At 60.6% G+C, this 13110-nt stretch carries 11 protein-coding genes; 2 read left to right on the forward strand and 9 right to left on the reverse strand.

Going from position 1 to position 13110, the window contains the following annotated elements; translation table 11 throughout:
• The first annotated feature begins 47 nt into the window (after positions 1-47).
• Both G5315_RS05965 and G5315_RS05970 read left to right on the forward strand, forming a co-directional pair.
• The gene (locus G5315_RS05965) at positions 48-1577 is read left to right on the forward strand and encodes an EAL domain-containing protein (protein ID WP_421332708.1); all 1530 of its coding nucleotides are present in this window, start codon (positions 48-50) and stop codon (positions 1575-1577) included.
• A 271-nt stretch (positions 1578-1848) separates the two neighbouring features.
• The gene (locus G5315_RS05970) at positions 1849-2946 is read left to right on the forward strand and encodes a calcium:proton antiporter (RefSeq protein WP_005340008.1); all 1098 of its coding nucleotides are present in this window, start codon (positions 1849-1851) and stop codon (positions 2944-2946) included.
• A 71-nt stretch (positions 2947-3017) separates the two neighbouring features.
• Here G5315_RS05970 and hutH read toward each other — a convergent pair whose 3' ends face one another.
• From hutH to ftsE, 9 genes are all read right to left on the reverse strand, one after another.
• The gene (hutH, locus tag G5315_RS05975) at positions 3018-4550 is read right to left on the reverse strand and encodes a histidine ammonia-lyase (protein ID WP_421332709.1); all 1533 of its coding nucleotides are present in this window, start codon (positions 4548-4550) and stop codon (positions 3018-3020) included.
• Positions 4551-4554: 4 nt separating this feature from the next.
• Positions 4555-6264: a urocanate hydratase gene (gene hutU / locus G5315_RS05980; RefSeq protein WP_421332710.1), complete on the reverse strand. Its 1710-nt coding sequence runs from the start codon at positions 6262-6264 to the stop codon at positions 4555-4557.
• A gap of 53 nt (positions 6265-6317) precedes the next feature.
• A complete protein-coding gene (gene hutG, locus G5315_RS05985; protein WP_421332712.1) occupies positions 6318-7262 on the reverse strand; it encodes a formimidoylglutamase in 945 nt (314 codons plus the stop codon).
• The gene (gene hutI, locus G5315_RS05990; protein WP_421332713.1) at positions 7255-8490 is read right to left on the reverse strand and encodes an imidazolonepropionase; all 1236 of its coding nucleotides are present in this window, start codon (positions 8488-8490) and stop codon (positions 7255-7257) included. Before hutI ends, hutG begins: the two co-directional genes overlap by 8 nt.
• 154 nt (positions 8491-8644) lie before the next feature.
• Positions 8645-9349, reverse strand: a complete 705-nt coding sequence (hutC, locus tag G5315_RS05995) for a histidine utilization repressor (protein WP_041236096.1) — start codon at positions 9347-9349, stop codon at positions 8645-8647.
• 11 nt (positions 9350-9360) lie between these two features.
• The gene (gene can / locus G5315_RS06000; protein ID WP_005339998.1) at positions 9361-10020 is read right to left on the reverse strand and encodes a carbonate dehydratase; all 660 of its coding nucleotides are present in this window, start codon (positions 10018-10020) and stop codon (positions 9361-9363) included.
• Between the two features lie 125 nt (positions 10021-10145).
• The gene (rpoH, locus tag G5315_RS06005) at positions 10146-11000 is read right to left on the reverse strand and encodes an RNA polymerase sigma factor RpoH (protein ID WP_005339997.1); all 855 of its coding nucleotides are present in this window, start codon (positions 10998-11000) and stop codon (positions 10146-10148) included.
• Positions 11001-11450: 450 nt separating this feature from the next.
• The gene (gene ftsX, locus G5315_RS06010; RefSeq protein ID WP_005342860.1) at positions 11451-12404 is read right to left on the reverse strand and encodes a permease-like cell division protein FtsX; all 954 of its coding nucleotides are present in this window, start codon (positions 12402-12404) and stop codon (positions 11451-11453) included.
• Positions 12404-13072, reverse strand: coding sequence for a cell division ATP-binding protein FtsE (gene ftsE, locus G5315_RS06015; protein ID WP_005339995.1), 669 nt, complete (start codon positions 13070-13072; stop codon positions 12404-12406). The genes ftsX and ftsE overlap by 1 nt, the downstream gene beginning before the upstream one ends.
• Between the last annotated feature and the right edge of the window lie 38 nt (positions 13073-13110).

Consider the following 13110-nt stretch of genomic DNA (forward strand, 5'->3'; position numbering starts at 1 on the left):
CTATGATGGATTGACCCATTTGTGTCTCGTGAAACTGGCAGGCGCCCTTGTTACGCATCCCCCCCCTCTGGATCACTGTACTGCTACTGCTCTTGCCCATCCTGGCAAGCCAGTCCGTCGGTCTGTGGCTAACAAAACCGATGGCCAACCACCTGCTTGAGCAGAAGGTGGCCGAGATAAAGCGAGCCATGGCGATACGCCATCACACGCTGGACAAGGCCATGAGCGAGCAGCTGACGCTGTTTGATTTCGATTGTGGTGCCAACGACATGGCACTGCTGCGGGATCCCCGCTTTTACAACACCCATATTCGTCTGCAGGGGCTGGAACTGGCATCAGGGAAAAGCTGCTCAAGCCTGGGTGTGGGTATTTCGCTCATCAAAAACGCCAACCAGGATGGCGCCCTCCCCGACAAACTGGGGCTGACTGCTACAACGGCCAGTTTCAATACGGAACAGGAGATGGTTGCCTACTACAAAAACGGCGGCAACATTGCCTACTGGGTGCTCGATAACAGCTGGAGCCACGATCTGCTACAGCTCCCCTGCAGTGACTGTTTCTATCTGGAGTTCAGCCAGCGGGATCCCGCAGCGATGACCCCCCGCTTCCCGCGCGGTGACCGGACCATCAAGCTGGAAGAGGGCAGCCGCAGCCTGAGCTTCTTTGATCAGGACAAACTGACCCGACAAACCATCTGGGCCGGTTCTGCACTGGACCTGTATGCTCACGAGCAAGTCAGACAAATCGCACTCTGGAGCGGCACTATCCTGGGCCTGCTGCTGGTGACCGCTTACTGGTCGCTGCGAAACTATCGCCGCTCGCTCAAGGGGCTATTGCAGGCCGGATTGGTGCGCCAGGAGTTCATCCCCTTCTATCAACCCGTGGTGGATCTTCGAACCTGGCAGGTTGCCGGTTTTGAGGCGCTGCTACGCTGGCAACGTGGACACGAGCTGATCCCCCCGAGCGCTTTCATCGAATATGCTGAAGATCAGGGACTTATCCTGCCTATCACCAGGCAGTTGCTGGAGCAGGTGATCACGGATCTGCCGCTGTTGCCACCAGAGCAGTGGATCAGTGTCAATCTGATGGCCACCCATATCGAACAACCCTTGCTGCGCAACATGTTGAGTGAACACCATAACCCCTCACCCACCCGGCTCACCTTCGAGCTGACGGAGCGCAAGCCGATCCTCGACATCAAGGCGGCCACCGAGGAGATCACCCTGCTGCAACAGATGGGGTATCACTTCAAGCTGGATGATTTTGGTACCGGCTACGGCGGCTTTGCCTACCTGCAGAGCTTGGGGATCCGCCAGATCAAGATCGACAAGATGTTCGTCGATACCATAGGCACCAACGACCTCAAGCGCAGCGTACTGGATGCCATCATCGTCTTCGGTCGGGAATCGGGCATGGAGATGATCGCCGAAGGGGTCGAGAGCCAGTTGCAAGTCGACTATCTGAGCCAGCACGGCGTCTATCTGATCCAGGGCTACTTCTTCGGCAAACCCATGCCGCTGAAGATACTGACCCATTGGCAACGGGAGTGGCAGTCGCAACACCAGAAGGCCAGCTAACGCAGAGATGGCAGGATCTAGCCGCGAAACAGTTTGGCCAGCGGTTCGACATCATCAGGTTGATGCTGGCGGTAGCGCCGTAGCCCAGCCCGGCTCAGTGGTGAAATCGAAGCGGCTCCTGCCACCCCTTATTTACATTCAGCAACAAAATGATCTGCCCTGACGGGGATAACAACCTTTATCATAAGGAGCCGGTTATTGCGCAACCGATAACCGTGCAGCCTGTTTATGTCATCCGGTCGTCAAGACCCCCAATAGAGAACCATTGCCTATGAAGACAGTTATCCGGCAAGAGATTGCCCTGCCCGTTGGCCTGCTGACCCTGCTCTTTTTCAAGACCCTGGGCAGTGACCTGCTGACAGAGACAACTCCGCTCGGGATCTATCTTCCTGTTTCGGCGGCACTATTGGCCATCGTCACCTGGGCCATCTTCTCGGTGGTGCGCCACTCCGATGCCCTCGCCATCAAGCTGGGCGAGCCCTTCGGCACCCTGATCCTCACCCTCTCGGTCATCTCGCTGGAGGTGGTGATGATCTCCTCGGTGATGCTGACCGGCGAGCCCAACCCCACCATGGCCCGCGATACCATGTTTGCGGTAGTGATGCTGGTGAGTACCGGTCTGGTGGGCTTCACCCTGCTGTTTGGCGGCTGGCGCTACCACACCCAGAGCTTCAATCTGGACGGGGTGAAATCCTATCTGGTGGCCATCATCCCACTGGCCCTGCTCTGTCTGGTGCTGCCCAACTTCACTGAGGGTGGCGCAATCGGCAGTATGTCGCGCGCCATGTCGTGGATGCTGATCATCATCTCGATCCTGCTCTACGGGGTCTTTCTGCTCATCCAGACCCGCAGCCACAGCCACTTCTTCGTCGACAGCGATCACGAGGATTATGAGGAGCACCACGGCCCGCTGCAGAGCAACGTCTATCACACCATCCTGCTGCTCGCCTACCTGCTGGTGGTAATCCTGCTGGCCAAGACCCTGGCCATCCCCATCAACTACGGGGTGCATGTGATGGACGCGCCCGCCGCACTGGGCGGCTTTATCGTGGCCTGCATCGTGCTGGCCCCCGAAGCAGTCGGCGCCATCAAGGCCGCCTTCAACAACCAGCTGCAGCGGGCAATGAACCTCTACTTCGGCTCTGTGCTGGCCACCATCGCCCTCACCGTGCCTGCCGTGCTCTTTATCGGCTCCATGCTGGATCAGGAGGTGCGCCTCGGCCTCTCCCCCGCCGATATGGTGCTGCTGGTCACGACCTTGATGGTCTGTAAAGTAACCTTCAGCAGCGGCCGCACCAATGTGCTCCATGGTGCGACCCATCTGGTGTTGTTTGTGGTCTATCTGTTCCTGATGTTCGAACACGAATAACCGCTTTCAACCAACGTCAGACACGCAAAGACCGCCCGATGGGCGGTCTTTTGTTATGGGCGGATAGCCCCTTACAGACTGGGCAGCACTCCCGCTGGGATCAGGTCGTTGTAGCTGGCACGGCCCAGCAGGGCGGCGGCCGCCTCGATGTCCGGTGCGAAGTACCTGTCCTTGTCGTAGAAGCTCACCTCTGCCCGCAGTCGTCCCTTTGCCTGCTCGATCAGCTCGGTACTGCGCAGCGGTGCACGAAAATCGAGCCCCTGTGCCGCCGCCAGCAGTTCAACTGCCAGAATGCCGCGGGTGTTCTCTGCCATATCGGCAAGCCGGCGGCCAGCGAAGGTCGCCATGGAGACGTGATCCTCCTGATTGGCGGAAGTGGGCAGGCTATCCACCGAGGCGGGATGGGCCAGGGTCTTGTTCTCGGAGGCCAGCGCCGCCGAGGTGACCTGAGCGATCATAAAGCCGGAGTTGACCCCACCATTATTGACCAGAAACGCCGGCAGACCGGACATCCGCGAGTCGATCAGCAGCGCCATGCGCCGCTCTGAAAGGGAGCCGATTTCGGCGATGGCCAGCGCCAGATTGTCGGCGGCGAAGGCCACCGGCTCGGCGTGGAAGTTGCCGCCGGACAGGATGTCTTCATCCTCGGCAAACACCAGCGGATTGTCGGAGACCGCGTTGGCCTCGCACACCAGCACCTCGGCGGCTTGGCGGATCTGGGTCAGGCAAGCCCCCATCACCTGCGGCTGGCAGCGCAATGAGTAGGGATCCTGCACCTTCTCGCAGTTGTGGTGGGACATGCCGATCTCGCTGCCATCCACCAACAGGTGACGGTAGCAGGCGGCCGCGTCGATCTGGCCACGCTGACCGCGTACCGCGTGAATGCGAGCATCGAACGGCCGGCGACTGCCGAGCGCAGCCTCCACGCTCATGGCACCGATGGTGATGGCACCAGCGAACAGATCCTCGGCGTGGAACAGCCCTTCCAGCGCGAAGGCGGTACTGGCCTGAGTGCCGTTGAGCAGCGCCAATCCTTCTTTGGGTGCCAGCGCGATAGGCTCGAGCCCGGCAATTTTCAGCGCCGTGGCGGCGTCGATCAGCTCGCCCTTGTGGCGAGCCTTGCCCTCCCCGATCAGCAGGCAGCTCATATGAGCCAGCGGCGCCAGATCGCCGGAGGCACCGACGGATCCCTTCTTCGGCACCACCGGATAGACTTCGGCGTTGATGAGGATCATCAGGGCCTCAAGCACCGTCAGCCGGATGCCGGAGAAGCCCCGCGCCAACGAGTTGAGCTTGAGCACCATCATCAACCGTACAGTGGCGTCATCCATGTACTCGCCAATCCCTGCCGCATGGGAGAGCACGATGGAGCGCTGAAGCTCGTCCAGCTGCTCCACCGGAATGCGGGTGTTGGCCAACAAGCCAAAGCCGGTGTTGATGCCATACACCACCCGGTTCTGCTCGATCACCTTGGTAACCACGGCGGCGGAGGCGTGGATCCCCGGCAGGGCGGCCGGATCCAGTGAAATATGTACCGGCTCGCGGCTGACGCGGCGCAGGGTGGCAAGATCCAGCTTGCCCGGGGTAATAGTCAATTCAAACATGGTGTTACACCTTTCCTTTGACACCGTTGGCGCCGTCAATCATCGGCAGATCCAGTTTCGCCTCATGGGCACAGTTGATGGCAATCTCGTAGCCGGCATCCGCGTGGCGCATCACCCCGGTGGCCGGGTCGTTGCGCAGCACGCGGCCGACCCGCTTGGCAGCGTCATCGGAGCCGTCGCAGACGATCACCACGCCGGAGTGCTGGGAGAAGCCCATGCCGACCCCGCCGCCGTGGTGCAGCGACACCCAGGTCGCGCCGCCAGCGGTGTTGAGCAGAGCGTTGAGCAGCGGCCAGTCGGAGACGGCATCGGAGCCATCCATCATCGACTCGGTCTCGCGGTTCGGGCTCGCTACCGAGCCGGAGTCCAGATGGTCGCGGCCAATGACGATGGGGGCTTTCAGCTCGCCGTTTTTCACCATCTCGTTGAAGGCCAACCCGAGCCGTACCCGATCCTTGACCCCGACCCAGCAGATCCGCGCCGGCAGCCCCTGAAACGCGATGCGCTCGCGGGCCATGTCGAGCCAGTTATGCAGGTGAGGATCATCGGGGATCAGCTCTTTCACCTTCTGATCGGTCTTGTAGATATCTTCCGGATCGCCGGAGAGGGCCACCCAGCGGAACGGGCCTATCCCCTCGCAGAACAGCGGGCGAATGTAGGCGGGGACGAAGCCGGGGAAGTCGAACGCGTTCGCAATCCCCTCCTCCAGCGCCATCTGGCGGATGTTGTTGCCGTAATCCAGAGTCGCCGCGCCGCGCTCTTGCAGGGTCAGCATCGCCTCCACCTGACGGGCCATGGAGCGACGAGCGGCCAGATTAACCTCCTGCGGGGCACTCTGCTGCAGCTCGCGCCACTTGGCCACGCTCCAGCCTTGCGGCAGGTAGCCGTGCACCGGGTCGTGGGCGGAGGTCTGGTCGGTCACCACATCCGGTGTGATACCACGGGCCACCAGCTCGGCGAAGACGTCGGCGGCGTTGCCGAGCAGACCGACGGAGACGGCGGTGCCGCCCTCTTTGGCCTCCTCGACCATGCCCAGCGCCTCATCCAGGCTGTGAGCCTTCTTGTCCACATAACGGGTGCGCAGACGAAAATCGATACGGGTCTCGTCGCACTCCACGGCGATCATCGAGAAGCCAGCCATGGTAGCGGCCAGCGGCTGGGCGCCGCCCATACCGCCGAGACCACCGGTGAGGATCCAGCGGCCCGCAGGCGAGCCGTTGAAGTGCTGGTTGGCCACCGCGAAGAAGGTCTCGTAAGTGCCCTGCACGATCCCCTGAGTACCGATGTAGATCCAGGAGCCCGCGGTCATCTGGCCGTACATCATCAAACCCTTCTTATCGAGCTCGTTGAAGTGCTCCCAGTTGGCCCAGTGCGGCACCAGGTTGGAGTTGGCGATCAGCACCCGCGGTGCATCCTTGTGGGTCTGGAACACCCCGACCGGCTTGCCGGATTGCACCAGCAGGGTCTGATCCTCCTCCAGCCGGGTCAGCACCTCGACGATCTTGTCGAAGCAGGCCCAGTTGCGGGCGGCGCGACCGATGCCGCCATAGACCACCAATGACTGGGGATGCTCGGCCACCTCGGGGTCCAGGTTGTTCATCAGCATCCGCAGCGGCGCTTCGGTGAGCCAGCTCTTGGCGGTCAGTTCGGTGCCGCGCGGGGCACGGATCACGCGGTTCGGATCATGGCGGGGATCCTGCTGTTGCACAGACATACACACTCCTTGTTGTATCAATAGGGTGCCTTCGGCGACGGGCGGCCAAAGGGTTAACGGGTCAACAGATGAACCAGTCGCGCGGCCACGCGGGCACTGCGATTATCCTGATCCAGCGTCGGGTTGTACTCGGCCAGATCGGCGAGCCTGAGCTTGCCGCTGGCCCGGATATGGGCAATGAGCGGTTCGATCACCGCCAGCTCCACGCCGCGGGCGGCGGGGGCGCTCACTCCCGGCATCACGGCTCCGGGCAGCACATCAAGATCGATGGTCAGATAGAGGTGATCACAATCGGCGATAAAGGCATCCAGCCCGCTTAGCAAGGCTGGCAGCTCGGTCTGGGTCATTGCCTCGTCCAGCACATGCCACACACCCAGCGCCTCGGCGCGGGCAAACAGGGCTTGGGTATTGGCGGTCTCGGCTACCCCGAGGCAGGCGTAGTGAAACGGCGTGCCCTGAGCGGCGCACTGCTCGGCGATCTGGAAGAAGGGGGTGCCGGAGCTTGCCAATTCCTGCTTCATGCGCAGGTCGAAGTGGGCGTCAAAATTGATAATGCCGACTCGCCCCTGACCCGCCAGATGCAAGTTGAGGCCGCTCCAGCTGCCGAACGCCACCTCGTGACCGCCCCCCAGCACCAGCGGAAAGTGGCCCAGATCGAGTGCTGCGGCAACCCGCTCGGCCAGACGACCGTGGGCGGCGTCGAGATCGCCGTCGGGGCAACTCACATCCCCACCATCGTAGACGGGTCGATTCAGATGCCAGGCAGTGTTGGCCAGCAACTTGCGCACCGCTTGCGGCGCACCGGCGGCACCGACACGCCCCTTGTTGCGGCGCACCCCTTCATCGCAGGCAAAACCAAGCAGTACTACACCGGCAGAGTCTTGTGCTCCGGCGGTCCAGGGCTGCACCTTGTCATGCCAGCGCAGGGCCAACTCGCCATCTTCCGGATCCTGCCGCCCTTGCCAGAGCGACATGTCGATCGGATTGAACTTATCCATGGAGGGTCTCCTCGCCGTTGAAGATGCGGCTTGCCAGCTGATCGACGCCGACCATGTAGCTCAGCTCGGCCGGATGGGCGCAGTGCCAGATCAGGAAATCGGCCGCCATGCCGACCCTGAGCTGACCAAGGCGATCCTGCTCGCCTAGCGCTTTGGCGGCGTGACGGGTCACCCCGACCATCGCCTCCAGCGGGGTCAGGCCAAACAGGGTGCAGGCCATGTTCATCGCCATCCGCAGCGAGACGATGGGGGCGGTACCCGGGTTGATGTCGGAGGAGACCGCCATCGCCACCCCCGCCTTGCGCAAGGCGGCAACCGGCGGCAGCTTGGTCTCTTTGAGGAAGTAGAAGGCGGTGGGCAGCAGGGTGGCGACCACGCCACGGTGGGCCAGCGCCAGGATCCCTTCCGGATCCAGATACTCCAGATGATCCACCGAGAGGGCGCCAAAGTTGGCAGCGAGTGTGCTGCCACCGAGATTGGAGAGCTGATCCATGTGCCCCTTCACCGGCAGGCCGTATTGATCCGCCGCCAGATAGACCTGCTCGGTCTGGGCCAGCGAGAAGCCGATGTGTTCACAGAAAACGTCCACCGCATCGGCCAGACCCGCCTCGGCGGCGGCTGGAATGATCTCCTGACAGATGGTCTCGACCCAGCTGTCAGGATCATCGCGATACTCCGGCGGCACCGCATGGGCCGCCAGCAGAGTGGTCTTGACCCGGATCGGCAACGCCTCTCCCAGTCGGCGGGCCACCCGCAGCATCTTGAGTTCGTCATCCAGCGTCAGGCCATAGCCGGACTTGATCTCCACCGTGGTGACCCCTTCGCGGATCAGGGATGTCACCCTCGGCAACGCCAGCTCGAACAGTTGCTCTTCGCTGGCGGTGCGGGTCGCACGCACCGTGCTGATGATGCCGCCGCCCCGACGGGCGATCTCGGCATAGGGCACTCCCTGCTGGCGCAGCTCGAACTCCTCGGCACGGCTGCCGGCAAAGATGAGGTGGGTGTGGCAATCGATAAGGCCGGGGGTGACCAGCTTGCCCTGCATATCCTGCCAATGGGCAGGATGGGGCCCCTTAAGCTCGGCCATCGGCACCAGCGCATGGATCTTGCCATCCTTTACGCCGATGGCATGGAGCGGCAGCAGACCGTAGTCGGCCAGCTCATCATTCAGGGTAGCGGGCGTCACGTTGAGCCAGACCCGCTCGCAGTTCAACAGTTCCTTGTTCATAGCGACCTCAAATGTATATACATATTCTTATAGTCGATCTCTATGACGAAAGGAAGAGCGAAGTTCACATCCTGATAACAGCATCAAACTTAGAGTTTAAGCACAAAAAAGCCCACCAGGAGGTGGGCTTTGCAAAATCGAGTTGTATAGACATTTACTCCAGCTGAGTCTTGGAGCTGAGCTTGTAACGGGAACCGGGGGAGAGCAAACGGGCATAGGAGACCAGATGCCCCTCCGACCAGGTACGCCGGTGCAACAACAGGCAGGGGGAATCTACGCGGATCTGCAACAATCCCGCCTCACCGGCGCTAGGCAACACGGCTTCCACCACGTGCTCCATCTCGGAGAGGGGGCAGACATCCATCAGATAGCGGTTGGGAGTCTGTTGGGTAAAATCCTGCTCGCCATAGCCCGGCAGGCGCCCGGCATCGACGAAGCGCTCCTCCAGCTGCAACGGCTCCCCATCGGCCTGATGGACGATCAGGCTGTGAAAGATGGGGGCGCCAACCCGCAGTCCCAGTTGCACTGCCACCTTCTCGTCGGCGGCCAGTCGCTGCAGCCGGATCACCCGGGCGCTGTACTCGCCGCCACGCTCGGCGATCTCGTCGGCGATGTTGCGAATAGCCAGCAGCGGCGACTCGGTGCGTCGGTCCGCCACGAAGCTGCCGGAACCGGCGGTACGCACCAGCCACCCTTCCGCCACGAGTTCCCGCAGCGCCCGGTTGACCGTCATCCGGCTCACGGTGAACTGCTCGCACAGGGCCGCTTCGGTCGGGATCCTGTCCCCCGCCTGATAGTGGCGTTCGCGGATCCCGTCCAGAATGTGCTGCTTGATCTGCAGATAGAGGGCTGGCACCACCATGAAGCTCCCTAGCGCCGACGGTGGGGCGGACGCATGTCCGGCCAGGCGCGATAGACATCGGGGATCTGATCCGGCCCGCTGATGCAGAGATCGAGATCATGCAGCAAGCCATCCTTGATCCCGTAGATCCAGCCGTGAACGGCCAGCTCCTGCCCCTTGCGCCAGGCGTTCTGGATGATGGTGGTGTGGCAGACGTTGGCGACCTGCTCGGCCACGTTCAGCTCGCACAGGTAGTCGAAGCGCTCATGCTCATCCTCGATGGCCTCGAGCTCTTCACCATATTTGAAGTAGACATCCTTGATGTTGCGCAGCCAGTTGTCGATGAGACCCAGCTCCTGGTTCTGCATCGCGGCCTTGACGCCGCCGCAACCATAGTGACCGCAGACGATGATGTGCTTCACCTTGAGCACTTCTACCGCGTATTGCAGCACGGAGAGGCAGTTGAAATCGGTATGTACCACCAGATTGGCGACGTTGCGGTGGACGAAGACATCCCCCGGCAGCAACCCCATCAGCTGGTTGGCGGGGACCCGGCTGTCGGAACAACCAATCCAGAGGTATTCGGGGGCCTGCTGGGCAGAAAGAGTGGCAAAGAAAGCGGGATCTTCGGCTTTGATCCGTTCGGCCCACTCACGGTTGTTGGTAAACAGGTCGTTCAACAGTTTCACTTCTGCTCTCCCTAATGTGGCAGTGGCGGCAACATAACACACTCAAGGGTAACCAAAGCAAGGCCGACCAGATCCCTGCGAAACAAAAACAGGGCCATCAGGCCCTGTTTTTATGAGAGGAAGCATCAGGCTTCCATGGCATCTTTCAGCTTCTTGAGTGCGTTTTTCTCAAGCTGACGCACACGCTCGGCAGAGACACCGTAGGTATCGGCCAGCTCCTGCAGAGTGGTCTTGCTGTCATCATCGAGCCAGCGGGCGCGGATGATGTGCTGGCTGCGCTCATCCAGAGTGGCGAGGGCCGAGCTCAGACGACGGGTCGCGTGATCATCCCAGTTGTCGTTCTCGATGGTCGCGGCCAGATCGGAGGATTTGTCCTCCAGATAGTGAACCGGAGCGAAACCGCCCTCTTCCTCATCGTCACCCACCAGATCGAACGCCTGATCGTAGTTGGCCATCCGCGCTTCCATTTCGGTCACATCAGCGGCAGAAACGCCGAGATCGGCCGCCACGGCCTGAACCTCTTCGTGGTTCAGCCAGCCCAGACGCTTCTTGGATTTGCGCAGGTTGAAGAAGAGCTTGCGCTGGGCCTTGGTGGTCGCCACCTTGACCATGCGCCAGTTGCGCAGGACATATTCGTGAATTTCGGCCTTGATCCAGTGCACGGCAAAGGAGACCAGACGCACGCCGACCGTCGGGTCGAAGCGCTTGACCGCCTTCATCAGGCCGATGTTGCCTTCCTGAACCAGATCAGCCTGAGGCAGGCCGTAACCGGCATAACTCTTGGCGACATGAACGACAAAGCGCAGGTGCGACATAACCAGCTGACGAGCAGCCTCGAGATCGCCATCCTGCTGCAAACGCTCAGCCAGCTCACGCTCTTCCTCTGCACTCAGCACCGGAATAGAGTTTACTGCCTGGATATAGCCTTCCAGACTACCTTGCGGAATCAAAGCCATAGTGCGCTGCAATGAAGTTCCCATCTGTTACCTCTTACTTTTCAATCGAATCAGTCTAACACCCTGAGAGGGTCTGTCTACTGACCGGATGCCATTCTGCGGCGTGTATCAAAGAACATGCCCAGTTTTAGACCGGCTTATCTTAAGCCTGCAGGATGAATCATGAATGAACAGTCAAAAAAAGGGGGTCACAATGAAGGACCCCCGAAAAGTAGCATGCTAAGTCCATTGTTGCGGAGCTCGCAACCTTCACATGCTTGCCAAGTCTGACGAGCAAGGCAGAGGGGCCACACTCGTATAAATGCTTCAGCTTAATAGACTGCTTATAAATCAGAAGGTTCCACGGATCCAGCAAAGATCCGGAAGATCGCCGCTATTCAGAATACTCTGACTAAGGGGGTCAAGCCAGAAACGGAGCCTCTTTTACTTGATCCACCTCTCAAAATCCAGCGATTTACTTTGATAATAAATTAATCAGGATGGCTCTATATCTCGAATGTGACGATGAACCGAAAACCAGGAAGCAATCAGCCCCAGCAAGGCCCCCAGCAGGATCAGGTTCACCCCGTCCACCAGACCCATGCCAACCAGCCGGAAGTTACTGTTATACAAGCCCGCAAGCTCCTTCACCACCCCTTCGCTCCAGATCACCATCACTTCGGTCAGCCACCATGCCAGCATGCCGCCGATCACCCCGAACCAGATGCCGGTATAGAGGAAAGGGCGATGGATGAAGGCATCGGTTGCCCCCACCAGCTTGAGCACCTCGATCTCTGAGCGCTGGTTGAGGATGTTGAGACGCAGGGTGTTGCCGACGATCAGCAGCACGGCGGAGAGCAGCAGCACGGCGATACCGGTAATGGTGTGACGCAGCAGGTTCATGATCCCCTGCAGGCGGGTCAGCCACTGCAGATCCAGCTTGCCCTGCTCGACCCCATCCTCATTGTTTAGCTTGCCGAGCAACTCGGCGGCCCCTTCCGGATTCTGCCAGCGCGGATCCGGAATGACGCTCAGCACCGGCGGTAGCGGGTTGCTGTCCAGATAATCGAGGGCATCGCCGAAACCGGAGATCTCGCGAAACTCCCGCAACGCATCGTCACGGCTCAGGTAGGTGACCGAATCCACCTCGGGATAGAGCAGGATCCTGTGCTGCAGATCGAGAATGCTCTGCTCCGGCAGATCCTTGCGCAGATAGAGGGAGATCTGGGAGCTGTTCTGCCAGCTCCCCTCCACCACCTCGGCGTTTTTCAACAATACGTGGAAGCAGGAGGGCAACGCCAGACTGACACCGAGCACCGCCAGCGTCATCAGGGAGGCGAGCGGATTTCGCCACAGCTCCCCGAGACTGGCAAACGCCTGCCGCACATGGTCAACCCCGTACATCATCAGACGACGCAGCGGTGGTTGTTTATGACGAACAATAGCCATCAGAGCTCCTCCCCGGCCGAATACATGCGACCCGCCTTGAGGGTCAGGGTGCGATAGCGCATGCGGGCGATCAGCCCCAGATCGTGAGTAGCAATCAGTACAGAGACCCCAAAATTGTTGAACTCCTGAAATAGCCGCATGATATCCATGGAGAGCTGGGGATCCAGGTTGCCGGTCGGTTCATCCGCCAGCAGCAGCGGCGGCTTGTTGACGATGGCACGGGCGATGCCGACCCGCTGCTGTTCACCCCCGGAGAGCATCCGCGGCTGGTAACGCTCCTTGCCGAGCAGCCCCACCTTGTCCAGCGCCGCCGCCACGCGCTTGTTGATATCGGCGTGGCTGTAGCCATCGATCACCAGCGGCAGCGCCACGTTGTCAAACACGGTGCGGTCCATCAGCAGGCGGTGATCCTGAAAGATCATCCCGATCTGGCGGCGAACATAGGGGATCTGGCTGCGCTGGATATGGCTGACATCATCACCATGAAAGAAGACGCGACCATCGGTCGGACGCTCCATCACGCTGATCAGTTTGAGGAGGGTACTCTTACCCGCCCCCGAGTGCCCGGTCAGAAAGGCCATCTCTCCCTTGCGCAGGTGAAAGCTGACCTTTTGCAGCGCCTGATGGCCGCCGCTGTATACCTTGCTGACCTTGTCAAAACGAATCATAACGGTTCCCTGAAATTGACAAACCCCGACCGGAGTCG

It is taken from the genome of Aeromonas sp. 603607 (assembly GCF_049171595.1).
Taxonomy (GTDB): Bacteria; Pseudomonadota; Gammaproteobacteria; order Enterobacterales; family Aeromonadaceae; genus Aeromonas; species Aeromonas veronii.